17 protein-coding genes are annotated in these 18,262 nt (G+C 64.7%); 11 read left to right on the top strand and 6 right to left on the bottom strand.

Annotation, left to right across the window (positions count from 1 at the left end; genetic code table 11):
* Positions 1–98: 98 nt before the first annotated feature.
* The 4 genes from pcaH to C7G42_RS02560 all read left to right on the top strand — a co-directional run bounded on the left by pcaH (position 99) and on the right by C7G42_RS02560 (position 4,491).
* Positions 99–800 carry a protocatechuate 3,4-dioxygenase subunit beta gene (pcaH, locus tag C7G42_RS02545; RefSeq protein ID WP_106947507.1) on the top strand — a complete coding sequence of 234 codons (702 nt, stop codon included), beginning with the start codon at positions 99–101 and terminating at the stop codon, positions 798–800.
* Positions 801–1,403, top strand: coding sequence for a protocatechuate 3,4-dioxygenase subunit alpha (gene pcaG, locus C7G42_RS02550; RefSeq protein ID WP_106947508.1), 603 nt, complete (start codon positions 801–803; stop codon positions 1,401–1,403).
* Between the two features lie 256 nt (positions 1,404–1,659).
* On the top strand, positions 1,660–3,348 hold the full coding sequence (locus C7G42_RS02555) for a methyl-accepting chemotaxis protein (protein WP_106947509.1): 1,689 nt from the start codon (positions 1,660–1,662) through the stop codon (positions 3,346–3,348).
* Between the two features lie 78 nt (positions 3,349–3,426).
* Positions 3,427–4,491, top strand: a complete 1,065-nt coding sequence (locus C7G42_RS02560; RefSeq protein WP_106947510.1) for a phosphotransferase — start codon at positions 3,427–3,429, stop codon at positions 4,489–4,491.
* Positions 4,492–4,639: 148 nt separating this feature from the next.
* Here C7G42_RS02560 and C7G42_RS02565 read toward each other — a convergent pair whose 3' ends face one another.
* From C7G42_RS02565 to C7G42_RS02575, 3 genes are read right to left on the bottom strand one after another with little or no spacing between them, the layout of a single operon-like run.
* Positions 4,640–6,196: an MDR family MFS transporter gene (locus tag C7G42_RS02565; RefSeq protein WP_106947511.1), complete on the bottom strand. Its 1,557-nt coding sequence runs from the start codon at positions 6,194–6,196 to the stop codon at positions 4,640–4,642.
* Between the two features lie 4 nt (positions 6,197–6,200).
* Positions 6,201–7,376, bottom strand: a complete 1,176-nt coding sequence (locus tag C7G42_RS02570) for an HlyD family secretion protein (protein WP_106947512.1) — start codon at positions 7,374–7,376, stop codon at positions 6,201–6,203.
* Positions 7,369–7,851, bottom strand: coding sequence for a MarR family winged helix-turn-helix transcriptional regulator (locus C7G42_RS02575; protein WP_106947513.1), 483 nt, complete (start codon positions 7,849–7,851; stop codon positions 7,369–7,371). Before C7G42_RS02575 ends, C7G42_RS02570 begins: the two co-directional genes overlap by 8 nt.
* 154 nt (positions 7,852–8,005) lie before the next feature.
* Between C7G42_RS02575 and C7G42_RS02580 the strand changes: the two genes are divergently transcribed.
* The 5 genes from C7G42_RS02580 (at position 8,006) to C7G42_RS02600 (ending at position 12,632) form a co-directional block, all read left to right on the top strand.
* Complete coding sequence (locus tag C7G42_RS02580; protein WP_106947514.1) at positions 8,006–8,500, top strand: Fur family transcriptional regulator; 495 nt, start codon at positions 8,006–8,008, stop codon at positions 8,498–8,500.
* A 36-nt stretch (positions 8,501–8,536) separates the two neighbouring features.
* On the top strand, positions 8,537–9,490 hold the full coding sequence (locus tag C7G42_RS02585) for a DMT family transporter (RefSeq protein WP_094976219.1): 954 nt from the start codon (positions 8,537–8,539) through the stop codon (positions 9,488–9,490).
* 13 nt (positions 9,491–9,503) lie between these two features.
* The gene (gene ispG / locus C7G42_RS02590; RefSeq protein ID WP_106947515.1) at positions 9,504–10,787 is read left to right on the top strand and encodes a flavodoxin-dependent (E)-4-hydroxy-3-methylbut-2-enyl-diphosphate synthase; all 1,284 of its coding nucleotides are present in this window, start codon (positions 9,504–9,506) and stop codon (positions 10,785–10,787) included.
* A 148-nt stretch (positions 10,788–10,935) separates the two neighbouring features.
* The gene (locus C7G42_RS02595) at positions 10,936–11,832 is read left to right on the top strand and encodes a TauD/TfdA dioxygenase family protein (RefSeq protein WP_106947516.1); all 897 of its coding nucleotides are present in this window, start codon (positions 10,936–10,938) and stop codon (positions 11,830–11,832) included.
* A gap of 53 nt (positions 11,833–11,885) precedes the next feature.
* The gene (locus C7G42_RS02600; protein ID WP_106947517.1) at positions 11,886–12,632 is read left to right on the top strand and encodes an N-acetylmuramoyl-L-alanine amidase; all 747 of its coding nucleotides are present in this window, start codon (positions 11,886–11,888) and stop codon (positions 12,630–12,632) included.
* A 21-nt stretch (positions 12,633–12,653) separates the two neighbouring features.
* On the opposite strand, the gene C7G42_RS02605 is transcribed toward C7G42_RS02600, so the two are convergent.
* From C7G42_RS02605 to C7G42_RS02615, 3 genes are all read right to left on the bottom strand, one after another.
* On the bottom strand, positions 12,654–14,261 hold the full coding sequence (locus tag C7G42_RS02605) for a Na+/H+ antiporter (RefSeq protein WP_199580608.1): 1,608 nt from the start codon (positions 14,259–14,261) through the stop codon (positions 12,654–12,656).
* Between the two features lie 48 nt (positions 14,262–14,309).
* Positions 14,310–15,167 (bottom strand): class A beta-lactamase, encoded by an 858-nt coding sequence (gene bla, locus C7G42_RS02610; RefSeq protein ID WP_106947519.1) that lies wholly within the window; start codon positions 15,165–15,167, stop codon positions 14,310–14,312.
* 198 nt (positions 15,168–15,365) lie between these two features.
* The gene (locus tag C7G42_RS02615; protein ID WP_106947520.1) at positions 15,366–15,740 is read right to left on the bottom strand and encodes a nuclear transport factor 2 family protein; all 375 of its coding nucleotides are present in this window, start codon (positions 15,738–15,740) and stop codon (positions 15,366–15,368) included.
* 93 nt (positions 15,741–15,833) lie between these two features.
* On the opposite strand from C7G42_RS02615, the gene C7G42_RS02620 reads away from it, so the two are divergent.
* Entirely contained in the window at positions 15,834–16,262 is a 429-nt protein-coding gene (locus tag C7G42_RS02620) for a GFA family protein (protein WP_106947521.1), read from the top strand.
* A 177-nt stretch (positions 16,263–16,439) separates the two neighbouring features.
* Positions 16,440–18,254, top strand: coding sequence for a caspase family protein (locus tag C7G42_RS02625; RefSeq protein ID WP_106947522.1), 1,815 nt, complete (start codon positions 16,440–16,442; stop codon positions 18,252–18,254).
* Positions 18,255–18,262: the final 8 nt, after the last annotated feature.

Here is an 18,262-nt window from a genome sequence, read left to right on the forward strand (position 1 = left end):
AGGACTGCCAAACCCGCTTCCCCAAATTAGTTATATCCTATAATGATTGGCCGAAGCGTTGACCGGCCGATCTGAAATGGCCGGGGAGGAGTTCGCCAATGACCTTCATCTATCCCACTGACAGCAACAAGGCGCATCCGCTGCCGCTGTCGCCCGAGTACAAGAGTTCGATCAAGCGCGCGCCGAACAAGCCCTTGATTCCGATGCGCCACACGCTGTCGGAATTGACCGGCCCGGTCTACGGCCACGAGACCGTGCGCGAGGGCGACAGCGATCTCACCACCCAGCATACGGGCGAGCCGATTGGCGAGCGCATCATCGTGCACGGCCATGTGCGCGACGAGGACGGCCGCGGCGTGCCGAACTCGCTGGTCGAGATCTGGCAGGCCAATTCCTGCGGCCGCTACGTCCATGTCCGCGACCAGCATCCGGCCCCGCTCGATCCGAATTTCACAGGTGCCGGCCGTACCGTGAGCGATGCGAGCGGCTACTACCGCTTCGTCAGCATCAAGCCGGGCGCCTATCCCTGGGGCAATCACCACAATGCGTGGCGTCCCGCGCACATCCATCTGTCGGTGTTCGGCCATTCCTTCGTCACGCGCCTCGTGACGCAGATGTATTTTCCGAACGATCCGCTGTTCCCGTTCGATCCGATTTTCAACTCGGTGCCGGACGAGAAAGCGCGAGCGCGGATGGTCTCCGCGTTCGACCTCGAGAACACCCAGCCCGAATGGGCCCTGTGCTACCGCTTTGACATCGTGCTGCGCGGCAAGAACGCCACGCCTATGGAGAACCATTAAGTGCAGGATTCTGTGAAGCCCAACGGGATCACCCCATCGCAGACCGTCGGTCCGTTCTTCAAATACGGCCTGACGCCGAACGGCGAATATGCCTGGAATGACGCGTTCACCAACTCGACGCTGACGCCCGACGTCACCGGCGAGCGCATCCGCATCGAGGGTCGCGTGTTCGACGGTGACGGCGTTGCCGTGCCGGATTGCATGCTGGAGATCTGGCAGGCGGACGCGCAAGGCCGCTTCGCCGACCCGCAGGACAAGCGTGCGCTGCCAAATGCGAGCTTCCGCGGCTTTGCCCGTTGCGGCACCGACAAGGACGGCAATTACGCGTTCGAGACCATCAAGCCCGGTGCGGTGCCTGATCCCGACGGCAAGCCGCAGGCGCCGCATGTCCTCGTTGCGGTGTTCGGCCGCGGCATGCTGCGGCATCTCTACACCCGCATCTATTTCAGCGATGAGGCCGGCAACGCCGCCGATCCCGTGCTGGCGCTGGTGCCCCCTGAGCGCCGCGCCACGCTGACCGCGGTGCGCGAGGCGGGCAAGCCGGTCTATCGGCTCGACCTGCGGCTCCAAGGCGACGACGAGACGGTGTTTTTCGACGTGTGAGACACCGCGTGTCGGTGACACCGCGGTGCCCCGCACGCGTTTCTCATCCTGCGCAACCGCGGCGTTGAATCAGGCTTTGAGAGGTCCTGCTTCCGTGCTTGTGCGTCAGTGTCATTGACCCAAAATCGATCACTCGACGTCGTATTTCCGTAGTTTTGCGGGGCGTTTCTTCCGGGGCTTTCCCGGGGATGCAATCCCGTATTTACCATATTGATCTAGGCTCCACGCGGTTTAGGCGCGGGCCCTGGAATATTTCATGAAGATCCGTTTGTCGTTGTCCTCCGCGATTTTCGCATTCGGGATCGTGCTCGCCATCGGCTTTACGGCAGTGGTCTCAACCAGCCTCTATACCCTGCGGGAGCTCAAGGTCGGCGGACCGCTCTACTCCGACATCAAGCTCGGCAACGACCTCATCGCGGACATCCTGCCGCCGCCGGAATACGTCATCGAGGCCTATCTCGAGGCGACCCTGGCCATGCGCGAGCCGGACCAGCTGGCGGCGCACGGCGAACGCCTGATCCAGCTCCGCAAGGATTACGACGAGCGCAAGGCGTTCTGGGTTACCTCCAGCCTCTCGGCCGATCTCAAGACCGCGCTGGTCTCGAAATCCGATGCCGAGGTGCAGAAATTCTGGAAGGCGTCCGACCAGCTCCTGCCGGCCCTCAAGGCTATGGATGCAGCGGCGTCCGAGCGCATCTATGCGCAGCTCAAGGATGCCTACACCGCGCATCGCGCGGTGATCGACAGCATCGTCGAGAGCGCCAACAAGCAGAATGCCGACATGGAGAAGCTGGCCGCGGACCGCGACAGCTCGATGCTCTTTATTCTCCTCGGTGTCTCCGCCGCGGTCCTGGCCTTCATTGCCGCGGGCCTGCTCGGCGTTGCCGTCGGTGTGGTGCGCCCGATCGTGCGCATGACGGGTACGATGCAGAAGCTCGCGACCGGCGATCTGGCCGCCGACATTCCGTTCGCGCACCGTCGGGACGAGGTCGGCTCGATGGCGGGCGCGCTCGTAGTTTTCAAGCAGGCGGCGGTCGAGAATTCCCGCCTGCGCGAGGAGCAGTTGCGGCAGGAGCAGGCGGCTGCGCTTGCCAAGCGCTCCGCCCTGCACCAGATGGCCGAGACCGTCGAACGCGAGACCGGCCGTTCGGTCGACACTGCGGGGGCGGCGACGCAAGGCGTCGAGCGGGCCGCCTCCAGCCTGTCCGAGATCGCAAGGTCGCTCTCCACGCAGTCGCAGGCGGTCGCGGCGGCCTCCACCCAGGCCCTCGGCAGCTCGCAAACCGTCTCGGCCGCGGCCGAAGAGCTGAGCGCCTCGATCCGCGAGATCGCAAGCCAGGTCACACGGACCAGCACCGTCACAAAATCGGCGGTCGCCGGCCGAGAGCAGGCGCGTTCGACCATCCAGGCACTGGCCGGATCGGTGAAGAAGATCGCTGAAGTCTCAGACCTGATCGGCGGCATCGCCGGCCAGACCAACCTTCTGGCACTCAATGCCACGATCGAGGCGGCGCGCGCCGGCGAGGCCGGCCGCGGCTTCGCCGTGGTCGCCGCCGAAGTAAAGTCCTTGTCTGACCAGACCGCCAAATCCACCGAGGAGATCGGGCGGCTGATTGCCGAAATCCAGACCTCGACGCAGGCTGCGGTCGACGCCGTCGAGACAATGGGCGGTCACATCGTCGAGATCGACGGCGTAGCGACCTCGGTTGCCGCCGCGATGGAAGAGCAGGACGCCGCGACTCGGGAGATTTCGCGGTCGATTTCCGAATCGGCTTCCGCAGCGAAGGAGGTCTCGGCCAAGATCGGCAATGTCAGCCGCGACGCCGCTGCCGTGAACGAGCGCGCCGCCGAGGTCCGGCAGGCAATCGCCGGCATGGCGGACAATCTCGAGCAGCTCCGGTCCGTCGTGGTGCGGACCGTGCGTGAATCGACTGCGGCGGCTTGAGCTGCGTCGGTTCGGCCGCTGGTGCGTGGGGTTGCGATCGTGAAGTTATGACGCGGGACAAGGGGCATCGTGAATTTCATGGCACCTCCACAACTGCCTGATGTCGTTGAGCCGGCCCAACTGACGGCTGCGCTACGGCGAGGCGGCGTGCTGGACGCCGGCGCGGTCCGCGAGGTGAAGGTGCTGCATCAGCGCGACACAGTCGTGTCGCATATCACCCGGCTCGGCCTGCGCTATGTCGGGGAATTCGGCGGCGCGCCGCAATCGCCGATCCTGAAGACGGCGAACGCAGCGTTCGCCGAGAAGCTCGCCAATGGCGGCCGGCAGGAGGTGACCTATTACACGGAGCTGACGCCGGGCATGCCGCCGGGTCTCGTGCCCCGCTGCTTCGACGGACATTTCGACGAGGACAGCCTCGCCTGGCATCTCTTGCTCGAGGACCTCACGGACAGTCACGCCGTCGCGGCGGCCTGGCCGCTGCCGCCGTCGCGCGATCAGGCGATTGCGATCGTGACCACCCTCGCGCGCTGGCACGCGGCGTGGTGGGACCATCCGAGCCTCGGCGACGCCGTCGGCAGCTGGGCGAGTCCTGACGACAGCGCGGAGCGCATGGAGACCTTCGCGGGTCATTACGACCGCTTTGCCGATTCTCTCGGGGACCGTCTCAGCGAGGAACGGCGTACCCTCTATCGCCGGCTCATCGATCAGTCGGAGCGACTGTCCCAGCGTTACCACTCACGCCGTCATCTCAGCATTGCCCATGGCGATGCCCATGTCTGGAATTTTCTGCTGCCGCGCGCCGGCGTCGCCGATACCGTGCGCATCTTCGATTTCGATCTGTGGAGCATCAACGTTCCAACCCACGACCTCGCCTACATGATGGCGATGCACTGGTATCCGGAGCGCCGGCAGGCGCTGGAACGCTCGCTGCTCAATCTCTACCATGACACGCTGATCGAGAGCGGCATCACCGGCTACACGCGCGGCGCGCTCGATCGCGACTACCGCTGGGCGGTGCTCTGGCAGATCACGCGGCCGGTCTGGCAGTGGAGCATCAACATCCCGCCGGTGATCTGGTGGAATAATCTGGAGCGGATATTTGCGGCCGTGGACGATCTGGGCTGCGAGGAGTTGCTGGGCTGATCTCTCGTGCCCCGGACGCTGCGCAGCACGCAGTGATGCGCTGCTGAGCCGGAGCCCACATCCGACTGCAGAATGGGTCCCGGTTCTGCGGCGCATCGCTACGCGCTGCACCGCGCCCGGGACACGCGATCGCGCGAAACTGCTGCGCCTACTCTATCACCGCATGTTCCGGCCCTGCCGCCTGCTTGCGCAGCGTGGCCTTGGTCGAGCCGATCAGCAAGGCGAGCGGGATGGTGCAGAGGACGAAGAGCATCACCAGCTGGTAGTCGTGCGCGAAGGCGATGATCTGCGCCTGCACGCTCACCATCCTGTCGGCCATGGCGCGGCCGGCGTCGGTGGACAGGTTGATCAGGCCCCTGACGTCGGGCATCTGCAGTGCATGGTTGAACGGATTGATGTGCTCGGACAGGATCGCGTAAGTCCGCCGCGTTCCCTGCGTCAGTTGCGCGATCACCACGGAGATGCCGACCGAACTCGCGACGTTGCGCATCAGGGTCAGCATTGCCGTGCCGTCGGTGCGCAACTCGTTCGAGAGCGTCAGGAACGCCACGGTCGAAAGCGGCACGAAGACGAGACCGAAGCCAAAGCCCTGGATGACGCTGACGGTGACGATCTCCGGCACCTGGGTCAAATCGGTCCAGCCGGTCATCTGGAACAACGAGCCCGCGGTCAGCGTCAAACCGGAGATGATCAGCGTACGCGCTTCGACATAGCGCATCATGCGGCCGACCAGCATCATGGCGAAGAAGGTGCCGAAGCCGCGGCTCGCCAATAGCAGGCCGGCGGTGATGATGGGATAGCCGATCACGTTCTGCATGTAGGGCGAGGCCAGCGCCATGGTCGAGAACAGCACGAGCCCCATCACGACCATGAACATGCAGCCGGTGACGAAGTTGCGATCACGAAACAGCGCGAAGCGGATGAACGGCGTCGAGGTCGTGAAGGAGTGCGCGAGGAAGTAGTAGAAGGCGACGGCCGAGACGATGAACTCCGCCAGGATCTCGTTCGATTCCAGCCAGCCCAGCTGCTCGCCGCGGTCGAGCGCAAGCTGCAGCGAGCCGATCGCCACCGCCAGCGCGGCGAAGCCGAACCAGTCGAATTTGAGGCTGATGTTCCGATCCGTCTCGTCCATGAAGACGATCAGCCCCAGCACGGTGATGAAGCCGAACGGCAGGTTGACGAAGAACACCCAGTGCCAGGAATAAGTCTCGGTCAGCCAGGCGCCAAGCGAGGGACCCATGATCGGGCCCATCATCACACCCATGCCCCAGATCGACATCGCCTTGGCGCGTTCCTGCAGCGTGTAATAGTCCAGCATCACGGATTGCGACAGCGGCACCAGGGCTGCGCCGAACACGCCTTGGAGAAGCCGGAACAGCACCATCTGGTTGATGTCCTGCGCGAGTCCGCACAGCACGGATGCCATGGTGAAGCCGGCTGCGCAGATGATGAAGATGCGCTTGCGGCCGAAGCGGTTGGCAATCCAGCCCACCGGGGCCGTCATGATCGCGGCGGCGACGATGTAGGAGGTCAACACCCAGTTGATCTGGTCCTGCGAGGCCGACAGCGTGCCCTGCATGTAGGGCAGGGCGACGTTGGCGATGGTGGTGTCCAGCGCCTGCATGATGGTCGCGGTCATGGCGCAGATCGTCACCATGTTCCGGCGCAGGCCGGGAACCATCAATGCGGGATTAGACTCCGCCATGAGATCAGTCCTTGTCCTGATCTATGTCCTGGCTCGCTGTCGCCGACAGGCCGAGCAGGCCGGCGAGGGAGCGTTTGTGGCCGGTGTCGATGGTGGCGTAGACGCTCATGCCGGCCTTCAGCTTCCGCACATATTTGTCGGTCTCGTCGAAATAGATTCTGACCGGCACGCGCTGCACGACCTTGACGAAATTGCCGGTGGCGTTCTGCGGCGGCAGGATCGCGAATTGCGCACCGGTGCCGGGCGAAAGCGATCCGATCTTGCCCTTGAAGACGTGGTTCGGGAAGGCGTCGACCTCGAGCGTCACGGGCTGCCCTTCGGTGACGTGGGTGAGGTCGCTCTCCTTCGGGTTGGCGTCGACCCAGGGATGGGCGACGTCGATGATGGAGAAGACGGGCGTGCCGGCGGTGACGAACCGGCCGAGCTGGATCTGCTCGACCTGTGTGGCCACGCCGTCCATCGGGGCGCGCAGCACGGTGTGGTCGAGGTTGCGCTGTGCATCGTCCAGCTTGGCTTTCGCCTGTGCGTAGGGCGGGAATTGCTCCAGCGGCAACGCTGAATCGCCGAGCAGCTGCGTCTTGGCGTTGGAGAGTTGCTGCTTGATGTACTGCGCCTGCGCGCCGGCGGTGACCAGCGCATTCGAAGCGTTGTCGAGATCGAGCTGCGAGCCGAAATTGTTCTTCACCAGCGCCTGCTTGCGCTCGACGTCGCGCTGCTTCAGATCGATGCCTTGCTGGGCAAGGTTGAGCATGTCGCCATAGATCTTGATGTTGGCGACGAGATTGTCATAGGTCGTGCGGGTTTGGGCGAGTTGCGCCTTGGCCTCGTCGACCGCGTGGCGGAACGGAACGGGGTCGATCTCGAACAACTCGTCGCCGCGCTTGACCGACTGGCCTTCCTTCACGACCACCTTCAGGATCTTGCCGGAGATATCGGGCGTCACCAGCACCTTCTGCGCGCCGACATAAGCGTCGTCGGTGCCGACATAGCGGCCGCCATGCAGATAAAAGGTGAGGCCGCCGACGACCACGACGAGAGGCAGCACGACCAGAAGCAGGAAACGGCGATAGCGCCGCAGGCCCGCGACCAGACGGCGTCGTGGATCGGTGCCGGCTTTCTTGGTCGGCTTGCCGCCGTCGGTCTTCTGCTCGGGCTGGAACTTGAGGACTTGATCAGCCATAGCGCTGCTCCTTGCGCGCCTGTTCCGCACCGCTGGTCTGGATCGCGGTGCGCACGTTTTCCTTGATGGTTTCGAGCTGGGTCAGCAGGCGATGGGCGTCGGCCGGCGTAATGCCGTCGAGCGCGTTGGCGGTCAGCTCGGACTTCAGACCGCTCATCCGGCCCAACAATTGCCGGCCGGACTTCTTGAGATAAAGCCGCTTGACGCGGCGGTCCGAGGCATCGTGACGGCGCTCGATCCAGTCGCTGTCGCAGAGCTTGTCGATCAGGCGGGTCAGCGTGATCGGCTGCATCTCGAGCAGCTCGGCGAGTTCCGACTGCTTCATGCCCTCGCTGCGCTCGACCTTGGCCAGCACCGCCCATTGCGCGCGGGTGATGCCGAAGCGCGAAGCCTCCTTGTCGGCATAGACGCGCAAGAGGCGGTAGAGTTCGCCCAGCGTGAACAGGAAATTCTGGTCGACGGACCCGCGGGTCATAAGCTTTGTCTCCAATAAGCTTGAATATAATAAGCAAGCTTATGATTATTTCATGCCGGGTTAGCGGGACGCTGTCCCGCAGCAAAAGCATGGCTGACAGCCACTCGGCAGTCGTGCTTTGGGTTCCCCGGCCGAAATGCTAGAAGCGGGCCGCATGACCCTCGCAAAGCCGGCATTTCCCACGCCCGACCATGATCACGGCCGCTGCACCGCGGATGCGCTGGCGCATGCCGAGGCCGTTTGCGAGCAGCGCGCGCAGAAATTCACGCCGATCCGTCGTCACGTGCTGGCGGCCTTGCTCTCCAGCCATCGTCCGCTCGGCGCCTACGAGGTGATCGACGAATTGGCAAAGTCGATGGCGCGGCCGGCGCCGATCACGGTCTACCGTGCGCTCGATTTCCTGATGGCCAACGGCCTCGTGCACCGCATCGAAAGCCGTAACGCCTATCTCGCCTGCGCCGCCCACGACCACGACGCGACCTCGGCGGTGGCGTTCCTGATCTGCGAGCGCTGCGGCCTCGTCGGCGAGATCCCGTCGGCGTCCTTTGCCAAGGACCTCAACGCTGCCGCGCGCAGCTCAGGCTTCGCACCCAAGCTGTCCGTGGTCGAGATCACGGGCGTCTGCACCCATTGTCAGAAAGCTGCATAAAGCAAACAACGGCGCAAAGCCGGTTTTCGGGAAGAGATGTCCTCACCACAAGCCAACCCCTCCGCCGCACGCCCCCTCAGTGCCGGCGCCATCGCCCTGATGCTCATGCTGTGCCTGACCTGGGGGTTCAACCAGATCGCGGTGAAACTGGTGCTGCCGGACATTCCGCCAATGCTGCAGGCCACGATCCGGTCGGCGGGCGCGCTGCCGGTGCTGTTCCTCATCGGCACGTTTCGCGGCGTCAAGTTCTTCGAGAATGACGGCACGTGGAAGCCGGGCCTGATCGCCGGTCTGATGTTCGGTATCGAGTTCGTGCTGATATTCCAGGGGCTACGACTCACCTCGGCGTCGCGCGCGGTGGTGTTCCTCTATACCGCGCCATTCTTCGTTGCGCTCGGCTCCTACCAAGTGCTCGGCGAGCGGCTCGGCGCCTCGCAATGGCTGGGTCTCGCCATCAGCTTTGCCGGCGTCGCCCTCGCGATTGGCGTGCCGCAGCCCAACGTCGATTCGCATGTTCTGCTCGGCGACCTCATGATCGTCGGTGGTGCCGCGCTGTGGGCGGCGACCACGCTGGTTGCCAAGGGGACGCGCTTGCGGTTCGCCGCGCCCGAGAAGGCGCTGGGCTATCAGGTCGCGATCTCGATCCCGATCCTGGGGCTGGCGGCCTGGCTGTTCGGCGAGACCATCACGCACACCCCCGCGCCGCTGTCGCTCGGCCTGATGGCGTTCCAGGCGATCTGGGTGGTTGGAACCACGTTCACGCTTTGGTTCGCTCTCGTGAAGACCTATTCGGCCAGCAAATTGTCGGCTTTTACCTTCATCACCCCTTTGTTTGGCGTGGTCGGTAGCTATTTCATCATGCATGACACCCTAAGCCTGGCGTTCGGGGCGGCAGCCGTCCTTGTAATTGCTGGGCTTTTTCTGGTTAACCGCCCGAGCCAAGTCGCTGCGGCACCGCGCGACGCATTGCTGAACGTCACCAAAACCTGATATTTGGACCCCCATGAACAAGCCCGAAACATCAATCGATTCCGACATCGCGGGGCCCGCGCCGCGCCATCACACCACCCAGGTCAAGGTCGGCGACGTCGCCGTCGGCGGCGGTGCGCCGATCGTCGTGCAGTCGATGACCAACACCGATACCGCCGACATCGACGGTACGATTGCCCAGGTCGCAGCGCTCGCGCGCGCCGGCTCCGAAATGGTCCGCATCACCGTGGATCGCGAGGAAGCCGCGGCCGCCGTTCCGCACATTCGCGACGGCCTCGCCAAGCGCGGTATCACCACGCCGCTGATCGGCGACTTCCACTATATCGGCCACAAGCTGCTCGCGGCCTATCCGGCCTGCGCCGAGGCGCTCGCCAAGTACCGCATCAATCCCGGCAATGTCGGCTTCAAGGACAAGCGTGACACCCAGTTCGCCGACATCATCGAGATCGCGAACAAGAACGACAAGCCGGTGCGCATCGGCGCCAATTGGGGCTCGCTCGACCAGGAGCTCTTGACCAAGCTGATGGACGAGAACGCCGCCTCCGCCAATCCGCGCGACGTGCGCGCGGTGACGCGCGAGGCCATGGTGCAGTCCGCGCTGTTGTCGGCGGCCCGCGCCGAAGAGCTCGGCATGCCCAAGAACCGCATCATCCTCTCCGCCAAGGTCTCGGCGGTGCAGGATCTGATTGCGGTGTATCAGGATCTCGCGTCGCGTTCCGACTACGCCATCCATCTCGGTCTCACCGAGGCCGGCATGGGCACCAAGGGCATCGTTGCCTCCTCCGCCGCGCTCGGCATCCTGCTGCAGCAGGGCATCGGCGATACCATCCGCATCTCGCTGACGCCGGAGCCCGGCGGCGATCGCACCCGCGAGGTGCAGGTCGGCCAGGAGCTGCTGCAGACCATGGGCTTCCGCACCTTCGTGCCGCTGGTCGCGGCGTGCCCCGGCTGCGGCCGCACCACCTCGACCACGTTCCAGGAGCTGGCAAGTTCGATCCAGGAGTTCATCCGCGACGAGATGCCGACCTGGAAGACGAAATACCCCGGCGTGGAAGAGCTCAATGTCGCGGTGATGGGCTGCATCGTCAACGGCCCCGGCGAATCCAAGCACGCCAATATCGGCATCTCGCTGCCCGGCACCGGCGAAGCGCCGGCCGCGCCGGTCTTCGTCGACGGCAAGAAGTTCCGCACGCTGCGCGGTCCCACGATCTCGGCCGACTTCAAGGCGCTGGTGATCGACTATATCGAGCAGCGTTACGGCCAGGGTGCCAAGGTGCCGGTGACCGCGGCGGAGTAAGCTGCGGCCGTCACATCGCTGAATTCGTAGGGCGGATTAGCGCAAGCGTAATCCGCCTTTTTTGCGACGCGAAGTGGCGGGTTACGCTTCGCTAACCCGCCCTACATTGCTACGATGCTCCCAATCAACATTGATCGGGAGACACGCCATGAGCTCACTCGCCGGCAAGCAGGGCCCGCGCTATCGACACATGGCCGAGGACGGCGCGCCCTACGAAACCATCGCGGTCGAAAAGCTCACCCCCATCATCGGTGCGGAAATCTCGGGCGTCGACATCGGCAAGGTCGTCGACGGCGATACCCGCTCCAACCAGCAGATGGACGAGATCCACCGAGCGCTCGCCGAAAACCTCGTCATCTTCTTCCGCGACCAGCACATCACGCCGCAGCAGCATCTCGCCTTCGGCCGCAAGTTCGGCGAGCTGCATTTTCATCCTGCCGCGCCGCACGAGGACGAAGATCCCGCCTTGATGAAGATCTACGCCGACAAGAACTCGCCGCGAGCGAACGGCGAGGGCTGGCATTCCGACGTGTCCTGCGATCTCGAACCGCCGATGGGCTCGATCCTCTACATCAAGCAGTGCCCGCCGCGCGGCGGCGACACGCTGTTCGCCAACATGTATGCAGCCTATGATGCGCTGTCGGATCGCATGAAGGCCTATCTCGATGGGCTCACCGCGCTGCATGACGGTGAGCCGATCTATCGTGGGCTCTACGCGAATTACGGCGTCGCCGACCGACCGTCCTATCCGAGCGCCGAGCATCCTGTGGTGCGGACGCATCCGGTCACGGGCAGGAAGGCTCTCTACGTCAACCGCGGCTTCACCCGCCACATCAACGGCATCCCGCGCGACGAGAGCGATGCGATGCTGGCCTATCTCTACCAGCACGCCGAGAACCCCCTGTTCCAGTGCCGCTTCCGCTGGACCGAGAATGCCATCGCGTTCTGGGACAACCGCTGCACCCAGCACCGCGCAATGTGGGACTACTGGCCGCATACGCGCTCGGGGACGCGGGTGACGGTGAAGGGGGAGCAGCCGGTGTGAGAACGTCGTGGCGTGCTATCGCGGTCTCGCTGATCCCGCTTTTGCTTTCGCCAATGGACGTTGCGCGGGCAGCCAGCGCACCCAAGTTTGCGAAGGCGCGGTCGAGAGCGACCGCGCCGGAGGCATGCGAGCCGCGCAAATTCCGTATCATTGTGGATGTCGGCCACACCCCGGATTCCTATGGCGCGTTGAGCGCGCGCAACGATCCCGAGTTCGGCTTCAACTTCAGGCTCGCGAGACTGGTCACGACCAAACTCAGGCACGAAGGCTTTGCGGCGGCACGGCTTCTCGTCACGGACGGCAAGGCGCGGCCGAGCCTGTTCAAGCGGGTCACTGCCGCGAATGACGGCCGGGCCGATCTCTTCCTGTCGATCCATCACGATTCGGTGCCGGATAAATTGCTCGAGACCTGGGAATTCGACGGCGCGAAGAGCTATTTCAGCGACCGCTTTTCGGGCCACTCGCTGTTCGTGTCGCAGCAGAATTCACGCTTCGCCACCAGCCTGATGCTGGCCCGGATGATCGGCAGGCAGTTGAAGGAGCAGGGCCTGCAATATGCCAGTCAATACACCTTGCCGCTGATGGGCCGTTACCGCCGCCAGTTGCTCGACAAGGATGTCGGCGTCTATCGCTACGACAATCTCGTCGTGCTGTCGCGAACGAGCAGTGCCGCAGTGCTGCTCGAGGCCGGCTCCATCATCAACCGCGACGAGGAAATGGCGATGAACTCGCCGGAGCGTCATGAGACGATTGCCGCGGCCGTGGCGTCTGCCATAGGGGAGTTTTGCGCGAGGCGGTAGGTTGTCGCCATGACGGGCGGTCTACAGCGGCGTCCGCCGATACTCGCGGTTCGCCAGGCTCGCCTCCTCCAGATCCAGATCGCGCTCGATCCGGCGGCGGGTCTCGTCGGTGATCTGGCCGTCGCGCAGGAGATCGTGGATGAATTTTCGTTCGGCGGCGATCAGGTCGCGGGTCAGCGCGGTGCCGGCGGCGGAGACGTCGTGGTGGGTGGGGTCGAGCGAATCGGGGAGCTGACTGATACGGATTTCATGGCGGGCGCGCAGCAGCCGCATCACTTCGTCGGAGACGTCCTTCTCTTCAGTCAGGGCGTCGAGCGATTTCAACGCGGCATCGAGGGCCTGGCGTCTCGCCGCGATCTCGGCCTCGTGCTCGGCGGCATGCTCGTTGCGGCCGGCCTCGGCGACGCCCAGCCAGCGCACCACCGGCGGCAGCGTCAGGCCGACGCCGATCAGCGTGACGAAGATGACGCCGAAGGCCACGAACAGAATCAGGTCGCGATATGGAAATGCATCGCCGCCCGGCAGCGTGAACGGCAGCGCCAGCGCGGCCGCGAGCGACACTGCGCCGCGCACGCCGGTGAAGGCGAGCACGAACGGCCATTGCCAGGGCGGCGACGGGTCACGCTTACGCAGCGACTTACTGAGCATCCGTGGCAGATAGGTTGCGGGATAGAGCCAGGCAAAGCGCGCGGTTACGATGATGACCAGGACCAATGCGGTCGCGATCAGGATGTCGTCGAGCGGGAACGCCTTCGATTTCTCGTAGAGCGCGCGCAGCTGGAAGCCGGTGAGCAGGAACAGCACGCCCTCGATCAGGTAGATCACGAGGTCCCAGAAGAAGATGCCTTGCAGGCGCGTCGCCGACGAGATCAGCAACGGGCCGTTCCAGCTCACATAGAGGCCGCAGGCCACCGTCGCGATCACCCCGGAGCCCCCGATATGCTCGGGCAGCCAATAGGAAACGTAGGGGGTGATCAGCGACAAGGTCAGCTCGACCTGCGGATCCCCGGACCATTTGCGGAAGCGAAGGGAGAGCCAGCCGACGCCGATGCCGAAGGCGATCTCGCTGGCGACGATGAGCAGGAACTCGCCGGCCGCTAGCGGCAGCGAAAAATGCCCGACCATGATGGCGGCCAGCGCGAAGCGGTAGAGGATCAGCGCGGTGGCATCATTGGCAAGCCCTTCACCCTCGAGGATGACCAGGAGACGTCGCGGCATGTTGAGCCGGCGCGCGATCGCAAGCGGCGCCACCACGTCGGGCGGCGCGACGATGGCACCGAGCAGGAAGCCGATGGTCCAGGGCAGGCCGATCATGTAGTGCGTGGCGGCCGCCACCAACGCCGCAGTGAAGATCACGGCGCCGACCGCGAGCAGCACGATGGGGCGCAGATTTTTCCGGAACTCGCGCCAGCTCATGGCGACGCTGGCCGAGTAGATCAGCGGCGGCAGCACCATCAGCAGCACCAGTTCCGGCGGCAATTCCACCGCCGGCATGCCCGGCACGAAAGCGAGGCCGACGCCAGCCAGCATCAGCAGGATGGCAGGGGCGACGTTGAAGCGGCGTGCGGCCAGCGCCACGCCTGCCAGCACGGCGAGCAGGATGAGAAAGGTCTGAAACTTCGCTTCCATGATGGTCTGTCTTGACCCGGAAGCGACTGTTGCGTCAATGCGTGCGGCTCACGCCAGCCGCTCGGCCACCATCCGTCCGATGCGTGCAAAGGCGGCTTCGATCTGCGCCGCGTTCGGCGTGCCGCCCTGGACATAGGCCGCGATCAGGATCGGCGTTTCGGGCTTCGGCCAGGCGACCGCGATATCGCCCGAGGCATCCTTGCCGTTGTTGCCGGTCTTGTCGCCGATGGTCCAGCCTGCGGGCAGGCCGCCGCGCAGCCGGTTCGCGCCGGTCTTGCAGTTCACCATCCACTCCGTGAGCAGGGCACGCGAGGCCGGCGTCAGGGCCTCGCCCACCACAAGGCGCCGCAAATTTCCCGCCATCGCTGCCGGCGTCGTGGTGTCATGCGGATCGCCGGGCGGCGAGCGGTTGAGTTCGGGCTCGTTGTGATCCAACCGCGAGGTGGTGTCGCCGAGCGACCGCCAGAACGCGGTGAGCGCGGCGGGGCCGCCGATCCGCGCCAGCAGCAGATTGGCGCAGGTATTGTCGCTGAGTTCGACGATCGCCTTGCACATGTCGCCGACCGACATCGCGCCGGCCGCAAGGTTCTGCTTGGCGACCGGCGCATACTCCAGCAGATCGGTCTTGCCGTAAGCGATCGTGGCCGCAAGCTTCTCTTCGCCGTGATCGACCCGAGCCAGTACGCAGGCCGCGAGCGAGGCCTTGAAGGTCGAGCACATCACGAAGCGCTCGTCGGCGCGCCAGGTGAGCTTCTTGCCGGTCGCAAGATTCTCCGCATAGACCCCGATCCGCCCGCCGCTCTCACGCTCATAGGTTTCGAGTTCGGGCGGGGGCTCGGCGGCAAGCGCGGGGGAAGCCGCGATCCAGCATAGCGAGGCGAGCAGGGAACGGCGATCGAGCGGCATGGGAGGCCTTCAGGCGAGTGGAGACCAAAAATGTCGTGGATGCTGTATCCGCACCGTCATTGCGAGGAGCGAAGCGACGAAGCAATCCAGTCTGCCTCCTCGGAGGGATTCTGGATTGCTTCGTCGCAAGGGCTCCTCGCAATGACCCAGAATGGGCACCGGGCGCGGCGGATATTGGGCAGCAGAAGTGCTGCGCCTTCACTCCCTCACATCATAACGATACGACTTCGACACGATCTGCCAGCCGTCGGCGAGCTTCATCGCGACCAGGTAATCGGTGAAGAAACGCGGCGGCAGCTGACATCGCACCTTGATGAAGGCGGTCTTGTCGTCCGAACGGTCGATGGTGACGATGAAATCCTCGCGCGGCTTGCCTTCGGCCTTGGCGGAGGCGCGTTTGCGGACGCGGTCGAGCCAGTCGGGCACGGTCAGGACCTGGAGTTCGCCCTTCTCGACCCAGCGCAAGTCAGCGGAGGGATGGAAGATGGCGCCGAGCTTCTCGGCATCGCCCTCGTAAAGCCCGTCGAAATAGGATTGCACGACGGCTTCGACGCTCGAACGGTTCTGGCTCATGGGTCATCCTTTTGAATGATGGCTTGGGCGGAACTTAGTCGTACGCATCGAAATGCGCTATGGGTGTCTCGCTAATCGCGCGAGGGTGTTGGCATGACAGGATCAGAAAATTCGAACGCTCGTATCCTGATCGGCGAATGCTACTGCCGCACCGTGCGGTTCGAAGTGGTCGACGCGTTCTCCTATGCGATGAACTGCCACTGTTCGAACTGCCGTCGCACCACCGGCTCCGCGTTCAAGCCGTTCGCCGGCATCGCGCAGGACAATCTCCGCATTGTCCGGGGTGGCGACCAGAAGATGATTTTCGGCGACGACACGACCCATGATGCCCATTGCGGGCGGTGCGGCTCGCTGCTTTATTCCCGGGTGCGAGAAGGACAATGGGTTCATGTCGCCATGGGAACCCTGGTCGACGCCCCCTCGATCCGGCCGAGCGCCCACATTTTCGTGGCCTCAAAGGTGCCCTGGCACGACATTACGGACGATCTGCCGCAATATCGGGGGCACATCGGGGTTGTCTGAGGGAACCCGGTTCGCCCGCATCGACCGGCGAACCGCGACCGCGCTGGTGCGACAAACTAAGGGGGCTCTCTGGTAGCGCCGGCGCAGCTTTCGTGACCTCCATCACAAGAGCCGGCACCAGATCCTGCTAAAGCGATCCCAAAGGGGCCAGATGGCCTGAATTTCGGAAGTCGTGCCATGCGCAATCTGCTCAGACTTTGCCCGCTTCTCCTCGCTGCCGCGTTGCTGTTCGGCGCCGGACCCGCCTTCGCCGGAAAGCGGGTCGCTCTGGTGCTCGCCAACTCGGCGTATCAGCACGCGCCGTCGCTCGCCAACCCCGTCAATGACGGTGCGGTGATGGCGAAGACACTGAAGGAAGCCGGTTTCGATGTCGTCGATTCCCGGCACGATCTGTCGGCGCAGGAAACGCGGCGCGTGCTGCGCGAGTTCGCCGACGCGACCCGAAGCGCCGACATCGCAGTGGTCTACTATGCCGGCCACGGCATCGAGGTCGAGGGCTCGAACTATCTGATCCCTGTCGATGCCAAGCTCGAGCGCGACACCGACGTCTATGACGAAGCGCTGTCCCTCGACCGAGTTCTGGTCGCCGTCGAGCCTGCCAAGCAGCTCCGCCTGGTGATCCTGGATGCCTGCCGCGACAATCCGTTCGGCAAGACCATGAAGCGCACGGTGGCCTCGCGCGGCATCGGCCGGGGCCTCGCCCAGGTCGAGCCGACCAGCCCCAACACCCTGATCGCCTATTCGGCCAAGGCCGGCTTCACGGCCCAGGACGGTGACGGCGCCAACAGCCCATTTACGGTCGCGCTGTCGAAGCATCTGGCGACGCCGGGTCTCGATGTCCGCCGCGCCTTCGGCTTCGTGCGCGACGACGTGCTCAAGTCGACCGGTAACAAGCAGGAGCCGTTCGTCTACGGTTCGCTCGGTGGTGAGGACGTGCCGCTGGTTCCGGTCAAGGTGACGGCCGCAGCGGCGGTTGCGCCCGCGCCGAACCCGCAGGCCGACATCCGTCGCGATTACGAGCTCGCGCTCCAGGTCGGCAACAAGGCGGCGTGGGCTGCCTTCCTCGCCCAGCATCCCGATGGCTTCTATGCCAGCCTTGCCAAGCTTCAGGTCGAGAAGATAGGTGCCGAGCAGGCTCATGCGGCTGCCACCGAGAAGGCGAAACAGGCCGAGGCAGAACGCGATCGTCTCGCCGCGCTTGGCGCGCAGAAGGATGCACAGGTCAGGGCGGCGGCCGATGCGAAGGCCGCCGAGCAGGCCCAGCTCGCCGCCCAGAAGGCCAAGGAGCAGGCGCAGCAGCAGGCAGCCGCCGCCGAGCAGCAGCGCGTCAACCTCGCCGCCGCTGCGCCGACCAGCACGGCGAGCCCTTCCGGTACCAACGTCGCCTCGCTGACGCCCGCGACCGCGCCGGCCGATCTCAGCCGCTCGGTGCAGACCGAACTCGGCCGCGTTGGCTGCTACTCCGGGCAGGCCGACGGCAACTGGACTACGTCCTCGCAGCGCTCGCTGTCGCAGTTCAACCGCTATGCCGGCACCAAGCTCGACGTGAAGACGGCGAGCACGGACGCGCTGGATGCGGTCAAGGCCAAGCCGTCGCGGGTCTGTCCGCTGGTCTGCGAGCACGGTTTCAAGGCCGATGGCGACAAGTGCACCAAGATCGTTTGCCGTGAGGGCTATGCGGTCAACGACGATAATGAGTGCGAGAAGCAGCGCGCCGCCAAGCCGGCCAAGCCCGCAACGGCGAAGCGCGACGACGGTGATGAGCGTCCCGCCCGTCAGCGTCGTCAGACCGGTGATGCCGCTGCCGGAGCTGCGGGTGGTTATGGTGGTGCGGCTGGCATTGCCGCCGCAGCTGGCGCCAGCCGTCGTTCGGGCGGTGGCCAGATGTTCTGCAACAATACCGGCTGCCGCCCGGTCAACCGTGGTTGCCATCTCGAATATCGCGGCGGTGGCGGTCCCGCCAATGACGCCAATGCCGAGGTCTGCAACTGACAATGCGA

The sequence above is a fragment of the Bradyrhizobium sp. MOS003 genome, from assembly GCF_003020125.1.
Classification (GTDB): domain Bacteria; phylum Pseudomonadota; class Alphaproteobacteria; order Rhizobiales; family Xanthobacteraceae; genus Bradyrhizobium.

Coding starts and splice junctions, on each gene's coding strand:
- C7G42_RS02555 (WP_106947509.1), top strand. CDS start 1,660: ATGAAGATCCGTTTGTCGTTGTCCTCCGCGATTTTCGCATTCGGGATC.
- C7G42_RS02565 (WP_106947511.1), bottom strand. CDS start 6,196: ATGGCGGAGTCTAATCCCGCATTGATGGTTCCCGGCCTGCGCCGGAAC.
- C7G42_RS02615 (WP_106947520.1), bottom strand. CDS start 15,740: ATGAGCCAGAACCGTTCGAGCGTCGAAGCCGTCGTGCAATCCTATTTC.
- C7G42_RS02560 (WP_106947510.1), top strand. CDS start 3,427: ATGGCACCTCCACAACTGCCTGATGTCGTTGAGCCGGCCCAACTGACG.
- C7G42_RS02620 (WP_106947521.1), top strand. CDS start 15,834: ATGACAGGATCAGAAAATTCGAACGCTCGTATCCTGATCGGCGAATGC.
- C7G42_RS02575 (WP_106947513.1), bottom strand. CDS start 7,851: ATGACCCGCGGGTCCGTCGACCAGAATTTCCTGTTCACGCTGGGCGAA.
- ispG (WP_106947515.1), top strand. CDS start 9,504: ATGAACAAGCCCGAAACATCAATCGATTCCGACATCGCGGGGCCCGCG.
- C7G42_RS02625 (WP_106947522.1), top strand. CDS start 16,440: ATGCGCAATCTGCTCAGACTTTGCCCGCTTCTCCTCGCTGCCGCGTTG.
- C7G42_RS02580 (WP_106947514.1), top strand. CDS start 8,006: ATGACCCTCGCAAAGCCGGCATTTCCCACGCCCGACCATGATCACGGC.
- C7G42_RS02585 (WP_094976219.1), top strand. CDS start 8,537: ATGTCCTCACCACAAGCCAACCCCTCCGCCGCACGCCCCCTCAGTGCC.
- C7G42_RS02600 (WP_106947517.1), top strand. CDS start 11,886: ATGGACGTTGCGCGGGCAGCCAGCGCACCCAAGTTTGCGAAGGCGCGG.
- C7G42_RS02570 (WP_106947512.1), bottom strand. CDS start 7,376: ATGGCTGATCAAGTCCTCAAGTTCCAGCCCGAGCAGAAGACCGACGGC.
- pcaH (WP_106947507.1), top strand. CDS start 99: ATGACCTTCATCTATCCCACTGACAGCAACAAGGCGCATCCGCTGCCG.
- C7G42_RS02595 (WP_106947516.1), top strand. CDS start 10,936: ATGAGCTCACTCGCCGGCAAGCAGGGCCCGCGCTATCGACACATGGCC.
- bla (WP_106947519.1), bottom strand. CDS start 15,167: ATGCCGCTCGATCGCCGTTCCCTGCTCGCCTCGCTATGCTGGATCGCG.
- C7G42_RS02605 (WP_199580608.1), bottom strand. CDS start 14,261: ATGGAAGCGAAGTTTCAGACCTTTCTCATCCTGCTCGCCGTGCTGGCA.